General features: G+C 34.5%; 19 protein-coding genes. 15 read left to right on the top strand and 4 right to left on the bottom strand.

Annotated features, from left to right (window positions below):
• Nucleotides 1-123 precede the first annotated feature (123 nt).
• The 3 genes from ABXQ82_RS00145 (at nt 124) to ABXQ82_RS00135 (ending at nt 4,417) form a co-directional block, all read left to right on the top strand.
• Nucleotides 124-1,677 (top strand): aldehyde dehydrogenase family protein, encoded by a 1,554-nt coding sequence (locus tag ABXQ82_RS00145; RefSeq protein ID WP_367053296.1) that lies wholly within the window; start codon nt 124-126, stop codon nt 1,675-1,677.
• A 155-nt stretch (nt 1,678-1,832) separates the two neighbouring features.
• Nucleotides 1,833-3,224 (top strand): DUF1800 domain-containing protein, encoded by a 1,392-nt coding sequence (locus ABXQ82_RS00140; protein WP_367053294.1) that lies wholly within the window; start codon nt 1,833-1,835, stop codon nt 3,222-3,224.
• Nucleotides 3,225-3,226: 2 nt separating this feature from the next.
• Nucleotides 3,227-4,417 (top strand): DUF1501 domain-containing protein, encoded by a 1,191-nt coding sequence (locus ABXQ82_RS00135; RefSeq protein ID WP_367053292.1) that lies wholly within the window; start codon nt 3,227-3,229, stop codon nt 4,415-4,417.
• 149 nt (nt 4,418-4,566) lie between these two features.
• On the opposite strand, the gene ABXQ82_RS00130 is transcribed toward ABXQ82_RS00135, so the two are convergent.
• Nucleotides 4,567-5,700, bottom strand: a complete 1,134-nt coding sequence (locus ABXQ82_RS00130) for an ATP-binding protein (RefSeq protein ID WP_367053290.1) — start codon at nt 5,698-5,700, stop codon at nt 4,567-4,569.
• A gap of 339 nt (nt 5,701-6,039) precedes the next feature.
• On the opposite strand from ABXQ82_RS00130, the gene ABXQ82_RS00125 reads away from it, so the two are divergent.
• The 11 genes from ABXQ82_RS00125 to can all read left to right on the top strand — a co-directional run bounded on the left by ABXQ82_RS00125 (nt 6,040) and on the right by can (nt 18,853).
• Nucleotides 6,040-7,041, top strand: coding sequence for a MoxR family ATPase (locus tag ABXQ82_RS00125; protein WP_367054014.1), 1,002 nt, complete (start codon nt 6,040-6,042; stop codon nt 7,039-7,041).
• A 137-nt stretch (nt 7,042-7,178) separates the two neighbouring features.
• Nucleotides 7,179-8,045, top strand: a complete 867-nt coding sequence (locus tag ABXQ82_RS00120; protein WP_367053288.1) for a DUF58 domain-containing protein — start codon at nt 7,179-7,181, stop codon at nt 8,043-8,045.
• A gap of 14 nt (nt 8,046-8,059) precedes the next feature.
• A complete protein-coding gene (locus ABXQ82_RS00115) occupies nt 8,060-9,742 on the top strand; it encodes a BatD family protein (RefSeq protein WP_367053286.1) in 1,683 nt (560 codons plus the stop codon).
• Nucleotides 9,742-10,749, top strand: a complete 1,008-nt coding sequence (locus ABXQ82_RS00110) for a VWA domain-containing protein (protein ID WP_367053285.1) — start codon at nt 9,742-9,744, stop codon at nt 10,747-10,749. The genes ABXQ82_RS00115 and ABXQ82_RS00110 overlap by 1 nt, the downstream gene beginning before the upstream one ends.
• Before the next feature lie 197 nt (nt 10,750-10,946).
• Nucleotides 10,947-11,984 (top strand): VWA domain-containing protein, encoded by a 1,038-nt coding sequence (locus ABXQ82_RS00105; protein WP_367053283.1) that lies wholly within the window; start codon nt 10,947-10,949, stop codon nt 11,982-11,984.
• 141 nt (nt 11,985-12,125) lie between these two features.
• Nucleotides 12,126-12,989: a tetratricopeptide repeat protein gene (locus ABXQ82_RS00100; protein WP_367053281.1), complete on the top strand. Its 864-nt coding sequence runs from the start codon at nt 12,126-12,128 to the stop codon at nt 12,987-12,989.
• Between the two features lie 294 nt (nt 12,990-13,283).
• Nucleotides 13,284-15,056 (top strand): BatD family protein, encoded by a 1,773-nt coding sequence (locus tag ABXQ82_RS00095; protein ID WP_367053279.1) that lies wholly within the window; start codon nt 13,284-13,286, stop codon nt 15,054-15,056.
• A gap of 1 nt (nt 15,057) precedes the next feature.
• On the top strand, nt 15,058-15,819 hold the full coding sequence (locus ABXQ82_RS00090; RefSeq protein WP_367053278.1) for a tetratricopeptide repeat protein: 762 nt from the start codon (nt 15,058-15,060) through the stop codon (nt 15,817-15,819).
• Nucleotides 15,820-15,879: 60 nt separating this feature from the next.
• The gene (locus ABXQ82_RS00085) at nt 15,880-16,176 is read left to right on the top strand and encodes a hypothetical protein (RefSeq protein WP_367053276.1); all 297 of its coding nucleotides are present in this window, start codon (nt 15,880-15,882) and stop codon (nt 16,174-16,176) included.
• Nucleotides 16,177-16,330: 154 nt separating this feature from the next.
• The gene (locus ABXQ82_RS00080) at nt 16,331-18,193 is read left to right on the top strand and encodes a SulP family inorganic anion transporter (RefSeq protein ID WP_367053274.1); all 1,863 of its coding nucleotides are present in this window, start codon (nt 16,331-16,333) and stop codon (nt 18,191-18,193) included.
• A gap of 18 nt (nt 18,194-18,211) precedes the next feature.
• Nucleotides 18,212-18,853: a carbonate dehydratase gene (gene can, locus ABXQ82_RS00075; RefSeq protein WP_367053272.1), complete on the top strand. Its 642-nt coding sequence runs from the start codon at nt 18,212-18,214 to the stop codon at nt 18,851-18,853.
• A gap of 90 nt (nt 18,854-18,943) precedes the next feature.
• On the opposite strand, the gene ABXQ82_RS00070 is transcribed toward can, so the two are convergent.
• Complete coding sequence (locus ABXQ82_RS00070; RefSeq protein ID WP_367053270.1) at nt 18,944-19,912, bottom strand: sodium-dependent bicarbonate transport family permease; 969 nt, start codon at nt 19,910-19,912, stop codon at nt 18,944-18,946.
• A 91-nt stretch (nt 19,913-20,003) separates the two neighbouring features.
• Here ABXQ82_RS00070 and ABXQ82_RS00065 point away from each other — a divergent pair, with 91 nt between their 5' ends.
• A complete protein-coding gene (locus ABXQ82_RS00065; protein ID WP_367053268.1) occupies nt 20,004-20,930 on the top strand; it encodes a LysR family transcriptional regulator in 927 nt (308 codons plus the stop codon).
• Nucleotides 20,931-21,070: 140 nt separating this feature from the next.
• On the opposite strand, the gene ABXQ82_RS00060 is transcribed toward ABXQ82_RS00065, so the two are convergent.
• Nucleotides 21,071-21,502, bottom strand: a complete 432-nt coding sequence (locus tag ABXQ82_RS00060) for a TerB family tellurite resistance protein (protein WP_367053266.1) — start codon at nt 21,500-21,502, stop codon at nt 21,071-21,073.
• Nucleotides 21,503-21,802: 300 nt separating this feature from the next.
• Nucleotides 21,803-22,450, bottom strand: a complete 648-nt coding sequence (locus ABXQ82_RS00055) for a DUF2459 domain-containing protein (protein ID WP_367053264.1) — start codon at nt 22,448-22,450, stop codon at nt 21,803-21,805.
• Nucleotides 22,451-22,548 lie beyond the last annotated feature (98 nt).

Here is a 22,548-nt window from a genome sequence, read left to right as displayed (position 1 = left end):
AATTCTAAATTTAGAATTTTGGCTTTTTTATTTAGATATAGTATTGATTTTTGAGCTTCCATAGCCGTACAATAATTAGTATATTCACGTAAAAATTTAATAATTCATAAAATTTAAATATATATGGGAGCAATCTCTGTAGATTTCGGAATAAATGACGCCCTAAAACAATTAGGTGTAAAAGCTGTAAATGAAGGCACTTCTACAGGCTCAAATAATTTTTCTAGTGGCGAAATAATTGAATCTTTTTCTCCTGTTGACGGTCAATTAATTGGTAAAGTAAAAGTGACTTCAAAAGAAGATTACGAGAAAGTAATGCAAGCGACAACTTCTGCATTTAAAACTTGGAGAACGATGCCAGCGCCCCAACGCGGAGAAATAGTGCGCCAGTTTGGGGAAAAATTGCGGGAAAAAAAGGAAGCTTTAGGCAAATTGGTGTCCTATGAAATGGGAAAAAGTTACCAAGAAGGACTGGGCGAAGTTCAAGAAATGATTGATATCTGTGATTTTGCGGTAGGATTATCAAGGCAGCTTCATGGGTTGACCATGCATTCTGAAAGACCAGGACATCGCATGTACGAGCAATACCATCCTCTTGGTGTGGTTGGGATAATTTCAGCATTTAATTTTCCAGTTGCCGTTTGGGCGTGGAATACCGCTTTGGCATGGGTTTGTGGCGATGTGTGTGTATGGAAACCTTCTGAAAAAACACCTCTGTGTGGTGTCGCTTGTCAAAATATAGCTGCTGAAGTATTTGCTGAAAACAATCTGCCCGAAGGCATTTCATGTTTAATAAATGGCGATTATAAAGTCGGCGAATTTATGACGAAAGACACACGAATTCCATTAATTTCGGCTACAGGCTCCACCAGAATGGGAAAAATTGTTGCAAAAGAAGTTGCAGCACGCTTAGGGAAATCACTTTTAGAATTGGGTGGAAATAATGCGATTATTGTAACACCGGATGCTGATATGAAAATGACCGTAATTGGTGCTGTTTTTGGAGCAGTTGGTACCGCAGGACAACGTTGTACTTCTACGCGAAGATTAATCATTCATGACTCGATTTATGATAAAGTAAAACATGCTCTTGTTGATGCCTATAAACAACTTAGAATTGGAAATCCATTAGATGAAAACAATCACGTTGGTCCTTTAATAGATACTGATGCTGTTAACATGTATAAAAAGGCTTTAGAAAAAGTTGTAGAACAAGGCGGAAAAATTAGTGTTGAAGGCGGTGTGCTTTCCGGTAAAGGTTATGAAAGCGGATGCTATGTAAAACCCGCCATTGCAGAAGCAAAACCTCATTTTAAAATAGTGCAACATGAAACCTTTGCTCCTGTTTTATACTTATTAAAATATTCTGGAGGCGTTGAAAATGCTATTGCTATTCAAAATGAAGTAGCTCAAGGATTAAGTTCAGCAATTATGACAAATAATTTACGAGAGGCAGAACGTTTCTTATCTGTTCAGGGTTCAGATTGTGGCATTGCCAATGTTAATATTGGAACTTCAGGTGCTGAAATTGGCGGTGCTTTTGGCGGTGAAAAAGAAACTGGTGGCGGACGAGAATCTGGTTCTGATGCTTGGAAAGTGTATATGCGAAGGCAGACGAATACGATTAATTATACTACGGAGTTGCCTTTGGCACAGGGGATTAAGTTTGATTTATAAGTCGTAGCTTAGTATAAAATGTTTAAAACCCATTTCAAAGTTGAAACGTCTTTTTTGTATCTTCAATATTCCAATTAAACCATTTCAACAAATTCAAGTCTAAGAATTTACCACACCATTATTTAATTGGTTTTATGTCTTAATAATATCGCTCTATGAAATCTATATACATTCAACATCTATACAGACGTATCGGTTTTGGAATTTTACCCACGGAACTCAATAAGCTATCCAAAAAGAGCAAAAAGGAGGTTGTCAATAACCTTTTTAAGTCTTCTAAAACTATAACACCACTTGAGGTTGATACTTCAGAAATAAAAGATATTTTTAGTGGTAGCATGATGATGAATTCTAAACTCGACCCTGAAACGCGCCGAAAAATTCAAAAGATAAGTCGTAAAAAGCAAATTGAACTTAATGTAGCGTGGATAGACAGACTTACCAATTCCCCTGAAGTTTTAAGAGAGAAAATGACACTCTTTTGGGCCAATCATTTTGTGTGTGAAGATAATAGCATTACCTACATTCAGCAATTTAACAATACGCTTCGAAAACATGCTTTGGGGAATTTTAAAGATTTTGTAAATGCCGTTTCAAAGGAAGCTGCCATGACAAAATATTTAAATACCAAACAAAATAGAAAGCAAAAGCCCAATGAGAATTTTGCACGCGAATTGATGGAATTGTTCACGTTAGGGGTTGGGCATTATTCCGAAGAAGACATTAAAGAAAGTGCTAAAGCTTTTACAGGTTATAGCCATAATTTACAAGGCGAATTCGTGTTTAGAAAACGCCAGCATGATGAAAGCGATAAAACATTCTTTGGGAAAACAGGTAATTTCTCTGGAGAAGATATCATCGACATTATTTTAGAGCAAAAACAATGTGCAACCTATATCTGCGGAAAACTATACCGCTATTTTGTAAATGATGACATACATGAAAAACATGTTAATGCCATGGCAAATGTGTTTTACAAAGATTATAACATTGAAAACCTGATGCGGTTTGTACTAACCTCAGATTGGTTTTACGATGAAAAAAATAGAGGCACAAAAATAAAATCGCCCATAGAGTTTTTAGTAGGAATTAAAACGTTAGTCCCCACTAAATTCAAAAACCCTAAACAGTTGCTATACCTTCAAAAATTGTTGGGGCAAACTTTATTAGACCCGCCAAATGTTGCCGGTTGGAAAGGTGGTAGAAACTGGATAGATAGCAACACCATTGTTTTACGTTTAAAGTTACCATCTCTATTGCTTAATAACGCCTATATTTCTAAAGTAAAACAGGGGCAAGATGATGCTCTAATGACAACTAAAAAGGAGGCATTCAAGAAAAGTTATGGTAAGTTTTATAAAACAGAAGTGAACTGGAAATATTTCAATAATCAATTCAAAAATGTTGAAATGAATGAGTTTCAAAATCACTTGTTGGCTTGTGAAATTAACGAAAGTGCAAAAGTATATCTACAATCTTTAGAGAAAGTATCAAAACGAGAACATTGCATCCAACTCATGTCGTTACCAGAATATCAAATGTGTTAATTATGGACAGAAGAAAATTTTTAAAACAGTCGTCGTTAGCTAGTAGCTTATTTATGGTCCCTAGTTTTATAAGGGCTTTTGAGCAAGTGGCAAGCAGCAAATTAGGCTACAAGCGTTTGGTAATTATACAATTATCTGGAGGCAATGATGGATTAAACACCGTTATTCCCTACAGAAACGATTTGTATTACAAAGAGCGACCTACGTTAAGCATTGCCAAAAACGATATCATTAAATTAAACGATGAGGTTGGCTTACATTCTAGCCTTGAACCGTTACAAAAACTTTACGATAAGGGTTATTTGTCCATCATAAATAATGTAGGGTACCCAAACCCAGTAAGATCTCATTTTAGATCTATGGATATTTGGCAAACCGCTACCGATTCTAACGAGTTTTCCCAAAGTGGATGGGTTGGTCGTTATTTAGATAACTACGGAAAAAAACCTTATAGTGCTATCGAAATAGACGAGAGCTTATCCTTAGCCATGAAAGGCGAAAACACGAATGCTATTGCTACTCAAAATGCTAGAACGTTTTATAATTTATCAAAAGACCCCTATTTCAAAAATATTCATAACCATCAAAACGATGCGCATTTAAGCGAACATAATTTGGGCTACTTGTACAAATCCATGATTGCTGCCGAATCTTCAGCTAAATATATATTCGAAACCAGTAAAACGGTTACCAGCTCGCAAGAATATCCAAATAATAAATTCGGGAAACAGCTAAAAACCACGGCGCAGTTTATCAATTCGGGATTGCAAACCAAAGTGTTTTATACCTCTTTGGGCGGTTTCGATACGCACGTAAATCAGCTCAATACCCAAAACCGCTTATTAGGTCAATATGCAAATGGTATAGAAGCATTTGTACAAGATTTAAAAAATAACGACAGCTTTAAAGACACGTTAATTTTAACCTTTTCAGAATTTGGGCGTCGTGTAAAACAAAACGCGAGTGCAGGTACGGACCACGGAACTGCAAATAATGTGTTCGTCATTGGCGAAAATCTTAAAAAACAAGGCTTATATAACAATATGGCAAGCCTTAGCGATTTAGATGATAATGGAGATTTAAAATTCGAGATAGATTTTAGAACTATTTACGCTACTGTTTTAGATAAATGGCTAGAGGTAGATGATAAAAAAGTACTGAACAAGTCCTTTAATCAGTTGGATTTTGTTTAAAGTAAAGACATAAAAAAACCCTGAGCCTATTCTTTACGATTTGGGGCATCAAGGTTTTCTTAAATGATTAATAGCGGTGCAAATGTAATATTTTTTTTCAAAATGAAAATAGCCCAATGTTAACTTAATGTTAAACTTATTAACAAATGTTAATTATACCTCACCTTCCTTAAAATACGAAGTGCTTCTTTATACAAAACATAAACATCTTCATTGTAATGCTTTAAATAAGGTTTAGCTTTTAGTAGGCTATCTAGAGCTTCCGGGAAATCGTTGAGGTAGCATATCAAGTACGTTGATGGCAAATTGTTTAAATCTACCAATTCATTATTTGTCAGCGTTAATCCCTTTTTTAATTTTTCAAGAATGGCATTGTTCGTATTGTAAATATGGTGCAATGTTTTTTTGTTAAACTGCGGAGGCTCAAAAAGTAGCTTTTTTTCAATATTATAATTAGCATTATCATGAAAATTAATAATGGTTTCTTCTAACGGATAATATTTAAAGCTTTTCTTAAAACCTAGGTTTACGTATTCAATAATTTTAAAACTATCATCGGTAATGGTGATAGATACTTCGTCTAAAGCAGAAAAAAATAAACGCACTTGTTCATTGATCAATTCAATGTCAACCCTAGAATAAAAGACCTCTTTTTTTACCGTTTTCTTTTGTCCTGCCCAACATACCACAAAATATTCCTTAAAAACCTTGTATTGCGCATTAAAGTCTTTACGGCTATTCATAAAATCCATAACACCATTAAGCGTATGCTCAATATTGTTTTGGGAATTGTTTTCAATGGCAGCGACAATTTTAGAATTCACATCTTTAATATCGCTTTCAAAAACTTTGGGCATGCTAATACTGCCGTCTCTAAAAAACACTGAGCCGCCATAATATTTCCAGATGTTTTTTCTAAGCGACGTCAGTTTTCCAATGGCTCTAATAGTTACTAGCCCAACGACTTTATCGTCTGGTAAATGTGGAAACGGAATATTCTCGTATTGCACAATTGGCGGATGTGTCAAGTACGCATTAATAAGGTTTTGAATTTTACTGTCATCAAAAAAATCAACACCAATTATAGCATTATCTTCATCTTCAACACCAATAACAATGTAAGAGTTGTTTTTTGGGTTACTGTTAGAGAGCGCACAAATATGCTTTAAAAACTTCGCCTTTCCTTCTTTTTGCCCAATATCTATTTTTCGTTTCTTATCATAGAAACTGTTCTCATCGTTATGAGCTAAAAGGTGTTTTATGAGAAGGCGTTTGTTAATCATATTTGTCATTCCACACTCGAAACGGAATACGCTTTATAGCAATTCAATTTCCCTTTTCGAATTTTCTCTTTTAGGTTGTTTAAAATTCGTTTTTAATTTTACATTAAAAATACCTAAAAAGGCATGTTTTTCAATAATATTTGATTCAGATTTCATCAGAATTTATTCACGCCTATTTTCAAATTAAGAAGATCTTATCATAATTATTGGTTAAAGTTAGAAAACATGGCACTTTACTGAATTTTTTAACCAATTTTTAACAGGTTTCAAATAAAAATTTTAACAATTTGCAATCCTCAAAAATTGAGTTGTATATTCGAGCAGTAAAATATAAAAATGATGGAAGAAACAAGTACAATTGATATTAAGTCGATAAACGAGAAAATTGAAAAGGAGAGTGCTTTTGTTGATTTACTAACGTTTGAAATGAACAAAGTAATCGTGGGTCAAAAACACATGATTGAGCGTTTACTAATAGGCCTTCTAGGTCGCGGACACATACTTCTGGAAGGTGTGCCAGGTTTAGCAAAAACCTTAGCCATTAATACTTTGGCGCAAGCGGTTGACGGAAGTTTTAGTCGTATTCAGTTTACACCAGATTTATTACCTGCCGATGTAACGGGAACTTTGATTTATAACATGAAGTTGAATGATTTCTCCATTAAAAAAGGACCAATCTTCGCCAACTTTGTATTGGCAGATGAAATTAACAGAGCACCAGCAAAAGTACAATCGGCATTACTGGAAGCCATGCAGGAAAAACAAGTGACCATTGGCGATGCAACCTTTATACTTGATAAACCATTTTTAGTAATGGCAACGCAAAACCCTGTGGAGCAAGAAGGAACTTATCCTTTGCCAGAAGCTCAGGTGGATCGTTTTATGCTAAAAACAGTCATCGATTATCCAAAAATTGACGAGGAACAATTAATTATGAGAGCCAATATGAATGGTGCTTGGGATAAAGTAAACCCCGTTGTTTCTGTAAAACAAATTTTGGCGGCGCAAGAAGCTATTAAGGATGTTTACATGGATGAAAAAATTGAAAAATACATACTGGATATCATTTTTGCTACGCGATATCCAGAGAAATATAGACTTACTGATTTAAAACCATTGATTTCTTTTGGAGCATCTCCTCGTGGAAGTATCAATTTAGCCACGGCGGCCAAATGTTATGCATTTATCAAGCGTCGTGGATATGTTATTCCTGAAGATGTTCGTGCCGTTGTTTATGATGTGTTGCGCCACAGAATAGGTATTACATATGAAGCTGAAGCAGAAAATGTAACTTCCGAAGACATCATCAACAAGATTGTAAACGAAATTGAGGTACCATAAAAAAGCCCCCTAACCCCCATGAGGGGGAACACTCACTCGTGCGTAACCAAAGGGGCGAAATAAAAATATGTTTAAAACATCAATTTCAAATTAACACTTAACCGCAATCAATTCCCCCATTTGGGGGTTAGGGGGCTATGGATACTAAAGAATTACTAAAAAAAGTACGTAAAATAGAGATCAAGACACGCCGCTTGTCTGATCATATTTTTGGAGGAGAATACCATTCTACCTTTAAAGGGCGTGGTATGACGTTTAGTGAAGTGCGCCAGTATCAATTTGGGGATGACGTAAGAACTATCGACTGGAACGTTACAGCCCGTTATAGCGAACCTTACGTAAAAGTATTTGAAGAAGAGCGCGAATTGACCATGATGCTAATGGTGGATATTTCGGGTTCGGAATTATTTGGTACAGTACAACAATTTAAAAATGAAGTAGTTACCGAAATTGCTGCAACTCTTGCATTTTCAGCAACTCAAAATAATGATAAAATCGGACTGATTTTATTTTCAGACCAGATAGAACTTTATATTCCACCTAAAAAAGGACGTTCTCACGTATTGCGAATTATTCGAGAATTGATTGAGTTCAAACCCCTAAGCAAACAAACCGATTTAGCCCAAGCTTTAAAATTCATGCAGAACGTTATGAAGAAAAAAGCCATTGTTTTTGTGCTTTCAGATTTTATGACAGACGATTACCAACACACCATGAAAATAGTATCTGGAAAACATGATGTAACTGGCATACGAGTTTACGATAAGCGGGAAGAGGAAATTCCTAACCTTGGTGTGGTACAAATGCAAGATGAAGAAACAGGAGAATTAATGTTGGTAAATACCACTTCAAAAAAAGTACGCCGCAATTACGCTAAATTTTATAATGACAAAGTAACCTATTATAAAGAAAGTTTTTCACGCTCGGGCGCAGGAACAATGAATTGTCGCGTGGACGAAAGTTACGTAAAAAAATTATTAGGATATTTTAAAAGAAGAAGCTAAGAGATTAACGATTTATGATTAACGATTTTAGATTTATAAATAAAAGAACTTCCGTTTTCGGCAGCCTGTTTTCCGTCTTCGGTCTTCCGTCTTCGGTCATTTTGTCTTTTCTCTTTTGTCTTTCTTCTTTCCTCTCCTTTTCCCAAGTTACAGCATCAATTGATTCAACATCCATAAAAATTGGAGAGCAAATCACCTATAAAATCCAAGTTGAAACAGATTCTACAAATTTGGTGGTTTTTCCAGAAGGGCAAACGTTTACGCCTATGGAAATGATTGAATCTTACGCCATAGATACCATTAAAAAGAAAGATAAATTCAGCTTGATAAAAAAATATGGGCTAACGCAATTCGATTCGGGATCATACACCATACCAAGGCAACAAATTATTATTGGAGATAAAACGGTTTTTACGGATTCTTTAAAAGTTGAAGTGAATACGATTGCCATAGATACTACTAAGCAAGGGTTATTCGATATAAAGCCAATGATTGAAGTTGAAAAAAGAGGCAGCAATTGGTGGAAATATGTGTTAATCGGATTGCTTGTTATTGGAGTGATTGCAGCTATTTTATGGTGGCTTATTTGGCGACAAAAACCATTGACAGAGGAACAAAAAATCGCCTTATTACCGCCTTACGACCGTGCAAAATTGGCACTTAAAAAACTAGATGAAAGTCATTATTTAAAACACGAACAATTAAAGGATTACTATTCAGAATTAACCTTAATCATCAGAAAATATTTAGATGAAAAGGTGTACGACCATGCTTTAGAAAGCACTACTGATGAATTGATTTCGAGATTAAAATTGCTAAAAGAAGGCAATCAAATCGATTTAAGTGATGAAACCATAAAGAATTTAGACCGTATTTTGAGACGTGCCGATTTGGTAAAATTTGCAAAATCCGCACCAGATATCGCTTTGGCAGAATTAGATAGAAATACAATAGATGCCGAAATAGATCATGTTAAAGAGGTGTTACCAGAACCAACTGAAGAAGAAAAGCTGCTCGATGAACAATACCGTGAAGAACAAGAGCGCAAACAAAAACGCAAAAAAGTTTGGATTACAGTTGGATTAAGTGTGTTCTTGCTGCTCGTTGCAATCACAGGTTTTTCAATAAAATTCGGGTTCGATTATGTGAAAGATACCATTATAGGCCATGAAAGCAAAGAGCTGCTTGAAGGCGAATGGGTAACTAGTAAATACGGTGTACCACCTGTTACAATTTCAACGCCAAAGGTATTAAAGAGAATGCCACCCCCTATTCCAGAAGAAGCGAAACAACAAGTGGATATGACCATGTTTGGTTATGGGAGTCTTCTTGACGGTTTTAATGTAGTTGTGATTACTACAAAAGTGAAGAACATGGGCAAGAACAAAATTGAACTTGAGCAAATTGCAGAGCAAAGCATTAAAATGATTGAGCAACAAGGGATAGAAAACATGATTGTTAAAAACGATAAGTTTACAACGCCAAATGGAGCCGAGGGTTTAAAAGTTCATGGCACAGGAGATTTCCCAACAATTATAAATGATAAGAAAGAAAAAGGGAATTACACCATATTGCTGTTTAATTCGGATAATGTGTTTCAGCAAATAGTGTTAGTCTGGAAAGAGCATGATCATTATGCAGACCGAATGGTAGAGCGCATTTTAAATTCTGTTGAACTTAAAAATGAGGAAGAATAATGTTAGAGGGCATTCAGTTTTTAAATAAAGAACTATTTTGGTTGCTATTACTACTGCCAATTGCAATCGTATGGTACATCTTTAAGCATAAAAAACAAACTGCCGAACTTAAAATGTCGAGTTTAAAAGGGTTTAAAATTACGAATTCATGGTTGCCAAAATTGAAACATGGATTGTTTTTATTAAGACTTCTAGCATTAGGGTTGTTAATTACTGCCTTAGCAAGACCACAAGCGGTAGATGTTTCAACCAGGACAAAAACAACTCGTGGCATTGATATTGTGATGGCAATAGACGTTTCTGCAAGTATGCTGGCAAAAGATTTAAAACCTAACAGGCTAGAAGCACTTAAAGATGTAGCTGGAGAATTTATAAAAGGAAGACCAAACGATAGAATTGGCTTAGTGGAATACGCTGGAGAAAGCTACACCAAAACCCCAATAACCAGCGATAAAGCCATTGTATTACGTTCTTTAAAAGATATAAAATATAACACCATTATTGAAGGCGGAACTGCGATTGGGATGGGTTTAGCGACCTCTGTAAACCGATTAAAAGACAGTAAGGCGAAGAGTAAAGTCATAATTTTATTAACCGATGGCGTCAATAATTCTGGTTTTATAGACCCGAGAACTGCAAGCGAATTAGCGGTTGAATATGGCATAAAAACATACACAATCGGTTTAGGCACCAACGGAATGGCACTGTCTCCAATAGCTATAGATGCTAGAACAGGTCGTTTTCAATACGGCAGAATTCAAGTTGAAATAGATGAAGAACTATTAAAGGAAATAGCAGACGCCACAGGAGGTAAATATTTTAGAGCGACCAATAACGAAAAGCTAGAAGAGATTTACAAGGAAATAAACAAACTGGAAAAAACGGAAATTGAAGAATTTAAGTTTTATAACTATGAAGAAAAGTATCGTCCGCTAGTATTGCTTGCAGGCATGTTATTGCTCTTGGAATTGTTGCTGCGATTTACAATTTTTAGGAGTTTTGTATAAGTAGTGTTTTGTCATTTCCGCGAAGGCGGAAATCTCAAATAATAATTTAAGCAAGGTTTCAAATCTCGAAGCGTTGGGAGTAGGTATGAAAAAGAGAAGAGAACAAAGAATAGAGAAAAAAGAGAAGAGAGAAAGAGTTAGAAAATCAAGAATTCGTTGAGACTGCCAACTGAAGACTGTAAACTGTAAACTGAAAAATGTATCAATTAGATGAAAAAATATGGTTTTGGACGCTGGGAATTATCCCGGTAATTCTCCTGTTCTTTTTGGTGCTCCAAATTTGGAAATACAACACGCAAAAGAAATTTGGCGATAAGCAATTGCTTAAAAAGTTAAGTCCAGATAAATCATTATTCAAACCAACTTTAAAAATAGTTTTACTCTGTTTAGCTTTTTTATGCTTTACAATAGCATTGGTAAATCCTAAAATAGGCACAAAGCTAGAAACCGTAAAGCGCGAAGGTGTCGATATTGTATTTGCAGTAGATGTCTCAAAAAGCATGCTGGCCGAAGATATTGCGCCAAATAGATTAGAAAAAGCAAAACAACTCGTGACTCAAATCATCAATAATTTGGCGAGCGATCGGGTTGGGATCATTGCCTATGCAGGAAAAGCATTTCCGCAATTGCCAATAACCACAGATTATGCATCGGCAAAAATGTTTTTAAACAACATGAATACAGATATGTTGTCCTCACAGGGAACCGCTATAAACGAAGCCATTAAATTATCTAAAACCTATTTTGATAATGAAGAGCAAACCAATCGGGTGTTGATTATTATTTCAGATGGCGAAGATCATAGTGAAGAAGCTATTGCCTTAGCCGAAGAAGCTCATGAAGAAGGTATTCGCATTTTTACAATTGGAGTGGGCGATTTAAAAGGCGGTCCAATTCCATTAAAAAGAAATGGCGTAGTAGTCAGTTATAAAAAGGATAATCAAGGAGAAACTGTTATCACGAAATTGAACGAAGAGACCTTAAAAGGAATAGCTGCAGAAGCCGATGGCGCTTACATCAACGGAAAAATTACAGACAATGTGGTAGAAAGCATTAGAGAGATTTTAAACAAAATGGATAAAACCGAATTTGAAGCCAAACAATTTGCAGATTTTAAAGATCAATTTCAATGGTTTTTAGGTTTCGGTATTTTCTTTTTGTTTATAGATATTTTACTGTTAGAACGAAAAACGGCTTGGTTGAAGAAGTTGAATTTGTTTAATGAGAATTTTTAAACGCATCATTTAGAAATTCTCATTCCCTAGAACCTGCCTACCGGCAGGCAGGGGCGGAATCTAAAAAATTAAAAGACAGAATTATTTTATAAATTTTTTAACGCTCAAAAATTATAGGTTTTATAAATTAGAAATAAAAAAATGAGAGAATTACTAACTTTTTTTATCCTCTTTATCACGCTAGTATCTTTTTCGCAAGAAAAGGACAAAGAGCGGTTATTGGCCGAAAAAAAAGCTAATAACTACGTTTATGAAGCGAATGAATTGGTAGATGAAGATTTCGTTTCTGCTGAAATGGAATACAGAAAAGCATTGTCAAAACAATCAAATAATATTGCAGGCTTATATAATTTAGGAAACTCATATTACAAAAGTGGTAATTATGAAGAAGCCTTATACCGTCTTCAACAGACAGCAAAATTGTCCAATTCAAAAGCCGAAAAACACAAGGCATTTCATAATATGGGAAATATTCTCATGAAAAACAACAACTGTAAAGAAGCCGTAGAAGCTTATAAAAATGCATTGAGAAACAATCCTTCTGATGATGAAACACGTTACAATTTGGGTTTAGCACAAGAATGCGCTAAAAAGCAGGAAGACGAAAATAAGGACGACAAGAATAAGGATGACAAGGAGGATAAGGACAACAGCGAGGATAAAAAAGACGAGAATAAAGAAAACAAAGACGACAAGGATAAGGGCAACGAAGATAATAAAGACAACGAAAATAAGGACGATAAGAAAGAAAACGAAGAAGATAAAAAGGATGAAGGCGATAAAGAAGATGAAAAGAAAAATCCAGAAGATAAAAAAGACGATAAGGGCAAAGGAGACAAGGATAAAGAAGAAAAAAAACAACCCCAGCCTCAACAAGGACAATTATCTCCTCAGCAAATTAAAAGTTTGTTAGAGGCCATGAACAATCAAGAGCAAAAAGTTCAAGAAAAAATGAATGTTGAAAAACAAAAAGGAATTAAAATTAAAACTGAGAAAGACTGGTAAAAGGAGTAACGAACAACGATTAACGATTTTTGAATTGTTGTTCGTTAATTTTTATGGGATTTATACAGCACATATTTCAATTTTCGTAGAGAGTATCAAAACATCCAAAACTAATAATTTAAAAAATCATTAATCGTTTTTTACTAAATAAAAAGTCAGAAAGAATTATGGGAAGATCAGAAGTATTTTTATTTAAAAACAAGCAATTCTGTTCAATTTTCGTAGCAAGTATCAAAACATCAAAGGCCAACAATTCAAAAATCGTTAATCGTTAATCGTTGTTCGTTAATTTTTATGAGATTTATTCAGCACATATCAATTGTTCTATGCATACTTGTTTCAAGTATCGGATTTGCCCAAGTAACTTTCGAGGCAAAAGTGAGCAAGAAAAAACTAGGGGTAAACGAGCGTTTACGAATAGATTTTGAGATGAACCAAGATGGGGATAATTTCAATCCGCCAAGTTTTACTGGTTTTACAGTAATTGGTGGTCCAAATCAATCCGTTAGCAACTCATGGATTAACGGTGTGCGTTCTTATAAAAAAACATACAGTTATTTTTTAGCACCAAAAAAAAGAGGAACTTTTACAATAAGTCAAGCTACTATTGTTATAGATGGCGAAACCTATAAAACCACACCTGTAAAAATAGAGGTTACGGCGGCAATCGATAAGCCAAAAGACCCCAATGACCCTAATTATGTGGCTACAAATAATATCCATTTGGTTGCTGAGGTTTCAAATACAAATCCGTATTTAAACGAAGCCATTACTGTAGTTTACAAATTGTATGTTGCTCCTAATACAGGGGTTGACAATTGGCGAGAAATTGATATGCCCAAATATGATGATTTCTGGAGCCAGACAATAGATACCAAAGGGCAACGTGTTCAAAACGGTACTTATGACGGCGAAGATTACCGGTATTTGGTGTTAAGAAAAACGGTATTATATCCGCAAAGAACGGGGGAATTAAACATAGAACCTTTAAGTTTAAATGTTGCCGTTCAAGTGCCAACAAATAGGCGCGATATTTTTGGTGGTCGCTTAATGACACGAGTAAACAAAACGGTTTCAGCTGAAAATAAAGTCATCAATGTAAAACCATTGCCAGAAAAAGGAAAACCTGCAGATTTTACGGGTGCGGTTGGCGATTTTAGTTTTAAAGTAAGCACTTCGAAAACAGAGTTGGATGCCTCAGAATCACTCCAAGCTAAGGTTGAAGTAAGAGGGAAAGGGAACTTAAAGCTTTTTAATTTACCAAAAATAAGCCTTCCGAGTTCTTTGGAAGTATATGAACCAGAACACGAGGAAAACGTAAGTACTACCACTCGAGGCATGCAAGGCAGTATTTCTGATAGTTACACCATTGTGCCGCAGTATAGAGGGAAATATCCGTTGCCAAGTATTTCGTTTTCTTATTTCGATTTAAAAACTGAAACGTATAAGCGTTTATCTTCCGATGAGATAGTGATTAATGTATTGGGCGGCCCTACAAATACAGCTTCCGAAGCAAATAATTCATCAATAAATAACACAAAACAAGCAGTAGTTTCAAACAATAATCAATTTGCTTTTATAAAGACAAAAACTGACTTTTCGCCAATTAAGAGGGAATACTTTTTTAAATCCAAATTATTCTGGAGTTTGTTGTTAGTGCCTTTTTTAGCCATTCCATTGGCCATAGTGTTCAGAAGAAAAAAGGCGTCTATGGATGCGGATATCGTTGGCAATAAAATTAGGAAAGCAGACAGGCTAGCCAGAAAATATTTGAAAGGTGCAAAAAAACAGTTAGGTAAAAAAGAAGCGTTTTATGAAGCCCTAGAAAAAGCATTGCACAATTATCTCAAAGCTAAATTAAGAATAGAAACTAGCGAATTGAGCAAAGATAGAATACAAGCTTTATTACAGGAAAGAGGTGTGGAAAGTTCTGTTATAAACGACTTTATTGCCATTTTTGAAAACTGTGAATTGGCACGTTACACGCCAATTACAAACGTAACCATGCAAGCAGATTATGATAAGGCAGCTAAAACTATTTCATTAATTGATAAACAGGCTCGTTAAGATGAAAAGGTTTTTACAGATATTAATAATTCTATTAAGTTTCTCAACTATTGAAGCTCAGAACACTACGCTTTTTGATGAAGGGAACACGTTATATAACAAAGGCAAATATGCCGAAGCCATAGATAAATACATGGCTGTTTTAGAGACTGAAAATCATTCTTCAGAGTTGTATTATAATTTGGCAAACGCACATTATAAATTAAACAACGTAGCACCAAGTATTTATTATTACGAAAAAGCGTTACAATTAAATCCGAAGGATAAAGACATCAAAAACAATTTGGCATTTGCGAATAATATGACGGTAGATGCTATTGACAATTTGCCAGAAGTTGGTTTTTCAAAGTTGATTAAAAACATGACCAACACCTTTCATTTTGATACTTGGGCGAAAATCACGGTGGCATTAGGTTTCTGTTATGTTATTTTGGTGTTGCTTTATTATTTTTCATTTTCATCTGTAAAAAAACGGATTACTTTCGTTGGAAGCATCACTTGTTTAATTGCGCTTTTCATCACGTTGGCTTTTGCTTTTAATAAATTTGAAATAGATAAAAAAAACAATCCTGCCATAGTATTTGCTCAAGAGGCCAAAGTTAAAACCGATCCTAATACTAGAAGCGAAGAATCTTTTAGGTTACATGAAGGCACTAAGGTTCAAATTATTGAAACTTATAATGATTGGAAAAAAATAAAACTTACGGATGGAAAAATGGGATGGATTTCTTCCGAAGACATAAAAGCGCTAAACAATTTTTAAAAGAGATTTAACAAAACAAATTGTAAATGTTATATTTGTTAGAGCTGAATGAGAAAAACCATGGGGGAACAAAGAGTTTCAATAGTAATGGCACTAATTTTTATGGCGTTTGTAACGGCGCCAACAGTTATTACAGTTATTGACGACTCCATTGATATCTCAATGTTTTATGCAATTACAGAAGAAGAGGAAAAAGGTTCTGAAAACGGTAAAAGCCTAAACCTTATTTGCTTCGAAGATATCTTCAATGAAGATAATTTAACACTTAATGCTTCTGAAAACAGTCTGAGATATTTTTTTAAAACATATCCCATACCTCATTTAAATCTGATTTCTCCCCCTCCAGATTATATATAGATAATTTCATGCTTCTTTTTGATGAAGGAGGCAATGAATTCTTTTTTTATTTCGAATAAAAACCAATAGTTTTAAAAATAATCAGTTTAAAAAGAAATGATTATTTTTAGCATAGAGGTAACATCTTACAACCGATAAACAATAAAAATAACAAATGAAAAATTTATTTTCAAATATTAAAGGCGATGCTTTTGGTGGTATTACCGCAGGAATTGTTGCATTACCATTAGCACTAGCGTTTGGTGTGTCTTCTGGATTAGGTCCCACAGCCGGACTTTACGGCGCTATTTTTATCAGTTTTTTTGCGGCTCTTTTTGGAGGTACCAACACCCAAATTTCTGGACCTACAGCACCAATGACTGCTGTAAGTATGATAGTTATTGCAGGTATTATCGCTACTAATGATGGTGATATTTCTAAAGCACTACCCGTTATTCTTACCGTATTCTTATTGGCAGGTTTAATGCAAATAGGCTTGGGCGTTTTAGGATTAGGTAAATACATTAGATATATTCCTTATCCCGTAGTTTCCGGTTTTATGACCGCCATAGGGGTTATTATTATACTCACTCAAATTTTACCCTCTCTCGGTTATTATCCAAAAGAAGATATGGAATTTGTGAATACATTTAAGCCGCAAGCAGAGGAAGTTATTTTAGAAAATATACTAAAAGAGGAAGCTGGAGAAGGTATTTTGGTGCTTGAAAATTTTAAAGAAACTATTAATAGGGCAAATGGAACAACACAAGCAGATATTTTAAAGGAGTCCCAAACTTTGGCGGCTAAGGAAGCATCAGGTGCGTTAGGTGCTATAAAGGCCTTTCCGAAAGCTATACAAAACATCAACTGGTTGGAGTTAATTTTAGCATTAGGAACTATTTTTATCATTTATGGATTTAAAAGAATTACCAAAGCTGTGCCCAGTACTCTAGTTGCATTAGTGGTTATGTCTGGTATTGCGGTAGGCTTCGGATTAGATTACAGGCCCATTGAAGAAATTCCAAGTGGGCTGCCTGTTCCTAATTTGGAGATTTTTACAAGCTTTAGTGTAAGTAGCATAACACCTCATGTTTTTACAGCATTGACCTTGGCATTATTAGGGGCTATAGATTCCTTATTGACAAGTGTTGTAGCAGATAATATGACGAAGACCAAACATAAACCAAATAAGGAATTAGTAGGTCAAGGTATTGGAAATAGTATTGCTGCAATTTTTGGAGGCATTCCCGGTGCAGGAGCAACTATTAGAACGGTTGTAAATATTACCTCTGGCGGAAAAACAAAATTATCGGGAATGATAGCTGGTATTATGTTATTGATTATTCTTTTAGGCTTAGGGCCTGTGGCGTCACAAATTCCAGCGGCCGTATTAGCAGGAATATTAATTACTGTTGGTATAGGCGTCATGGATTATAAAGGTTTAAAAGCGATACCTGTATTACCTAAAGACATGAAAATAGGACCATTTAAAATGAGTTCTGAAGTGTTAATTATGTTGATTGTTCTATTCCTTTCTACATTCTGGAACTTAGTCTATGCTGTTGGAATAGGGTTAGTGATAGCGTCTTTAATGTTTATGAAAAAGATTGGAGATTTAACTGCTGAACGATCGGATGTAAAAGCGCTTAAAGAGGAAGCATGGGCAGACGAGGGCTCATTTCCTTCAAATTTAAAAGAAGAAGTATTTATAAAGCACTTGAAAGGGCCGCTATTCTTTGGCTCAACTAGTGATTTTCAGGCGCTAACACAACAAATACCCAATACGGCAGAAGTAGTGATTTTAAGATTAGGACGTATGCAATATATGGATCAATCTGGACTATATGCCATGGAAGATATGCTTCTAGAACTGAAGAATAGGGGTGTAGAAGTATTATTTGTTGGGTTATTAAAACAACCGCGTTACATGATGGAACGTATTGACATTATTCCGGATTTTATTCCTAATGAACATATATTCAAAACCTTCAATGAGTGTATGAAATGGGTTAAAGACAATGTAAAAGATAAATATTAATCGTTAAAAAATAAAATTATGAAAAACACATATTATCATCAGTTATTACAAAATAACAAAGAGTGGGTCCAACAAAAAATCGATAAAGATCCAAAGTTTTTTGAAGAATTATCAAAAGGTCAAAAACCACCTGTTTTATGGATTGGTTGCGCAGATAGTAGAGTACCCGCAAATCAAATAACAGGAACGCTTCCCGGAGAAATGTTTGTGCACAGAAACATTGCCAATATGGTAGTGCATACAGATATGAATATGTTGAGTGTTTTGGATTATGCCGTAAACCATCTAAAAGTAAAACATGTAATTGTATGTGGGCATTATGGTTGTGGAGGTGTACAAGCCGCAATGCAAAACAAATCTTTAGGGCTTATCAATAAATGGATTAGAAATATTAAGGAGGTTTATAAAGAGAATATTACTGAGTTAAGAAAGATTGAAGACGAGAAAAAACGCTTTGATAGATTGGTAGAGTTAAACGTAAAAGCACAAGTTTATGATTTGGCGAAAACATCTATAGTCCAAAGTGCTTGGAAAAATGATACTGGCCTCGAAATTCACGGTTGGGTGTATGGTATAAACGACGGTATTATTAAAGATTTAAAAGTATCGATGGATAGTGCTGCTCATTTAGACGATATTTTCACATTAGATTTAGATTAAATTTTTCTGAAAAAAATGAAACCCCCATCAAATATTTATTTGATGGGGGTTTTTAATTCACATTTCCTTTTCAAAAGCATTAAAATGTAGTTACATCATTTGAATAAAAGCATAGTAAATAGGCATCCCTAATGTAATATTAAAGGGAAACGTAATTCCTAACGCCATTGGGATATAAATCCCTGCATCTGCTCTTGGTTCGGCAAGCTTCATGGTTGCAGGAACAGCAATATAAGACGCGCCAGCACCAAGTATTGCAAACAATAATCGGTTGCCTGCACTTTCAGTAATAAAACCACTTAAATAGGCTACTATTAATCCGTTTATAAGTGGCACAATAATTCCGAAGGCAAATAAAAACACACCATATTTTTTGAAGCCCTTAATTCGTTTTGCGGTTACCATTCCCATTTCTAAAAGGAATAAGGACAAGAAGCCTTTGAAGATATCAGTAGTAAAAGGTTCAATACCTCGGGCTTGTGTAGCATCGGCAATCAGTCCAATGATTAAACTACCTATAAGCATCAGCACGCTTCCGCCAGTTAAGGAATGTTTTATTAGCGATCCTATAGATTTTTTTTCTTCAGATTTTTTACCCGCATCGTAAAGCATAATTAAAATCACACCGACAATAATTGCAGGAGACTCCATAATCGCCATGATAGCAACCATATGTCCGCCAAAACTAATGCCTTGATTCTCTAAAAATGACACCGCAGTAACAAAAGTAACGGCACTTACCGAACCATAGGCAGCAGCAATTGCACCAGCATTAGGAACACCAATTTTCTTTTTCAGCGCAAAAAAAGTGTAAATGGGAACCAAGCTCGAAAGCAAAATTGCAAAAATAATAGAGTATGAAATTTCAGAATTAAACTCACTATGCGACAATTCCTGCCCGCCCTTAAACCCAATGGCAAAAAGTAAATACAGGGAAATAAATTTTGATGAGTTTTCGGGAATTTTTAAATCACTCTTTAAAGCTGTGGCTAATATTCCTAAGATAAAGAATAACAGAACAGGGTTGGTTAAATTGCTAATAAGTACATCTACATTCATACGGTAAGTATTTTAAGTTCGGGGGCAAAAGTATTTTAAGTTATCCATATATTTTTATTTAAATTTGTTATCAAACACATAAAGAATATTTATGAATTTCACATTACACCAACTAAAAGTATTTAGCGTTATCGTTCAAAATAAAAGTGTTACAAAAGCAGCAGAAGAATTGAACATGACACAACCTGCCGCATCCATTCAGCTTAAAAACTTTCAAGATCAATTTGATATTCCTTTGACCGAGATTTTAGGAAGACAGCTTTACGTTACCAATTTTGGGAGCGAGATTTATGACATAGCTGAGTCAATTCTAAATAAGGTTAGTACTATTGATTACAAAACTCAGACGTTTAAAGGGTTGTTATCTGGTAAACTGAGAATATCTGTTGTATCGACGGGCAATTATGTAATGCCGTATTTTCTAAACGGCTTTTTAAAACAGCATCCAGAAATAGATTTGGTGTTGGATGTTTCAAACAAGGCCAATGTTATTAAAGATTTAGAGCAAAACGAAGTTGATTTTTCTTTGGTTACCGTAATTCCGAAACATTTAGATTTAAATGAAGAACCACTTATGGCGAATAGACTACACCTTGTAGCAGCAAAAAGTCATAGTTTGAATATTAAAAAGATTGAAGACAAATCGCTTTTTAAAAGAATACCATTAATATATAGAGAAGAAGGTTCTGGAACGCGCTACACGATGCAACAGTTTTTTGCGCAGGAGAAAATTCAACCTAAAATAAAATTAGAATTAACCACCAACGAAGCCATAAAACAAGCAGTAGTAGCAGATATCGGGATGTCTATAGTTTCATTGCTAAGCATTAAGAACGAATTATCTCAAAATGAGCTGAAAATTATTCCAGTAAAAGGATTGCCTTTAGAATCGCAATGGAAATTAATCTGGTTAAAGAAAAAGAATTTATCTCCGGTAGCTCTAGCTTTTTTAGACTACGTAAAACAAGAAAAAGACAAGGTTTATAACGAATTTTTCAAGTGGATGGAGCAGTATTAAGCTATTTTGGAGTCTCTATTAGAAAAGCTTTTATCTCAACATAAATCATTTAACAAAACAAAAAACCAGAACAAATCAATGTTCTGGTTTCATTTATAGTTAATAAAAACCCTCTATTTTAAGACGGTTCAATATATTTCTTATCTATTCATATTCTTTATTTGATCTACAAAATTATCTAAATCTGCGCCATTATTTACAAGGGTTAAAGCCTTATCGATGATGTATTTTACGTTTACTGCGTGAAACCCAAGTCCAACAGCAATTTTATTTAAAAGTTTGTGCTCTGGATCCCCTTTTATTTGGTCAACATATACCATGCGTACTAGGTCGTACAAACGCTCCAAACGTTTATCATATGATACTGGCGGATTAATCGGGTGCGATTTATAATTCTTTAAAATAGCCTTAAAATCTCCCTCGCCAATCTCCAATCTCTGCGCCAATCTGTCCAAAAACTCTTGTTCTTCAGGTGTAATAATGCCATCATCCATGGCAACACGAACAATTGCAGCAAAATGACTCTCATTACGCTTTTTAAAACCACTATCGAATAAATCTGAAAACGACATAATATGCTTCTTTTTTTAGTGCTACAAACCTACATATTTTTTTTAAGAATTTAAACTCATTTTTATAAAATAAACTGGATGTCATTTCGAGTGATTTCTATCTTTTTTAAAGCGTCAATGGTAGAGTGTTCGACGCGGCTATCTGTTTATTTGTAGTTCTTACTAAATTTATTGCATATAAGTTTTAAAAGGATGCCACTGCAATCTCAAACTAGTGAAGCCTTTATTTTCAGAATTTTCAGTAATATTTTAATTTCAAACAACAATACATCTTGAAGAATGCGTCTTAATAAAGGTTTCTTACTCATATTTACCAATAAGTCCAAAATCAAATGGGGTCCATAAACAAGCTTTTAGACCAGAAGTTTTAAACCCTCTATTTACCCAAGAATTGCAAGTATTAAAACAAGAATAACTACCTTTTGCTTTATAAAAATTATCGTTCAATGTATAAGCAACGTTAGGCAATATAATTTTACTACCGTTTTCGTCCAATACAAAGGAATCTAAAATATAGTTGTTTAAATCTTTTAATTCCGATTCATCAATTGGAACCTCAACCCATGAACTTTCAATTGATGAATACCTAGTCAAATGTATTAAAGCAGAACTCTTCAGAAACATAGCGGAAAAGGCATTTTTGAATGTTAAATCACCCCATGTAGGCGTATTTATATAGAAATTTTCATCACCCCAACCAAAAGAAATATATTTTTCGTTTTCTAATATTAATAAGCTTTTTAGAAGTGCGGTATCAATATCTTTTTTTTGAATAACAATATTTAAATGAACGCCGTTTGTGCTTAAATAAATTTTGCTATGATGTTCTGATTCAGTATCAGGCTTATTTATTGTTATAGCAGTTAGTAAAAAAGAGATAATAGTATATAGCACAGGAAGTGCTAACAGGTATAATATCCACTTTAGTATTTTTTTAATTGTTTTCAAATATCAAACTGTACTTATATAATTAGCAATCATAAGCTAATTTACACTAAATCATTTTTAGAATAAACCTAAACCGTATATTTGCACTCGTAAAACAA

Source organism: Algibacter sp. 2305UL17-15, assembly GCF_040720935.1.
Classification (GTDB): Bacteria; Bacteroidota; Bacteroidia; order Flavobacteriales; family Flavobacteriaceae; genus Jejuia.
This window is presented reverse-complemented; position numbering and strand designations above follow the sequence as displayed.

Bases quoted from the DNA above. Each gene is read 5' to 3' on its own strand.
- ABXQ82_RS00135 (WP_367053292.1), top strand. From the start codon at position 3,227: ATGGACAGAAGAAAATTTTTAAAACAGTCGTCGTTAGCTAGTAGCTTA.
- ABXQ82_RS00120 (WP_367053288.1), top strand. From the start codon at position 7,179: ATGGATACTAAAGAATTACTAAAAAAAGTACGTAAAATAGAGATCAAG.
- ABXQ82_RS00105 (WP_367053283.1), top strand. From the start codon at position 10,947: ATGTATCAATTAGATGAAAAAATATGGTTTTGGACGCTGGGAATTATC.
- ABXQ82_RS00140 (WP_367053294.1), top strand. From the start codon at position 1,833: ATGAAATCTATATACATTCAACATCTATACAGACGTATCGGTTTTGGA.
- ABXQ82_RS00085 (WP_367053276.1), top strand. From the start codon at position 15,880: ATGGGGGAACAAAGAGTTTCAATAGTAATGGCACTAATTTTTATGGCG.
- ABXQ82_RS00060 (WP_367053266.1), bottom strand. From the start codon at position 21,502: ATGTCGTTTTCAGATTTATTCGATAGTGGTTTTAAAAAGCGTAATGAG.
- ABXQ82_RS00115 (WP_367053286.1), top strand. From the start codon at position 8,060: ATGATTAACGATTTTAGATTTATAAATAAAAGAACTTCCGTTTTCGGC.
- ABXQ82_RS00145 (WP_367053296.1), top strand. From the start codon at position 124: ATGGGAGCAATCTCTGTAGATTTCGGAATAAATGACGCCCTAAAACAA.
- can (WP_367053272.1), top strand. From the start codon at position 18,212: ATGAAAAACACATATTATCATCAGTTATTACAAAATAACAAAGAGTGG.
- ABXQ82_RS00080 (WP_367053274.1), top strand. From the start codon at position 16,331: ATGAAAAATTTATTTTCAAATATTAAAGGCGATGCTTTTGGTGGTATT.
- ABXQ82_RS00070 (WP_367053270.1), bottom strand. From the start codon at position 19,912: ATGAATGTAGATGTACTTATTAGCAATTTAACCAACCCTGTTCTGTTA.
- ABXQ82_RS00130 (WP_367053290.1), bottom strand. From the start codon at position 5,700: ATGATTAACAAACGCCTTCTCATAAAACACCTTTTAGCTCATAACGAT.
- ABXQ82_RS00100 (WP_367053281.1), top strand. From the start codon at position 12,126: ATGAGAGAATTACTAACTTTTTTTATCCTCTTTATCACGCTAGTATCT.
- ABXQ82_RS00110 (WP_367053285.1), top strand. From the start codon at position 9,742: ATGTTAGAGGGCATTCAGTTTTTAAATAAAGAACTATTTTGGTTGCTA.
- ABXQ82_RS00065 (WP_367053268.1), top strand. From the start codon at position 20,004: ATGAATTTCACATTACACCAACTAAAAGTATTTAGCGTTATCGTTCAA.
- ABXQ82_RS00125 (WP_367054014.1), top strand. From the start codon at position 6,040: ATGGAAGAAACAAGTACAATTGATATTAAGTCGATAAACGAGAAAATT.
- ABXQ82_RS00090 (WP_367053278.1), top strand. From the start codon at position 15,058: ATGAAAAGGTTTTTACAGATATTAATAATTCTATTAAGTTTCTCAACT.
- ABXQ82_RS00095 (WP_367053279.1), top strand. From the start codon at position 13,284: ATGAGATTTATTCAGCACATATCAATTGTTCTATGCATACTTGTTTCA.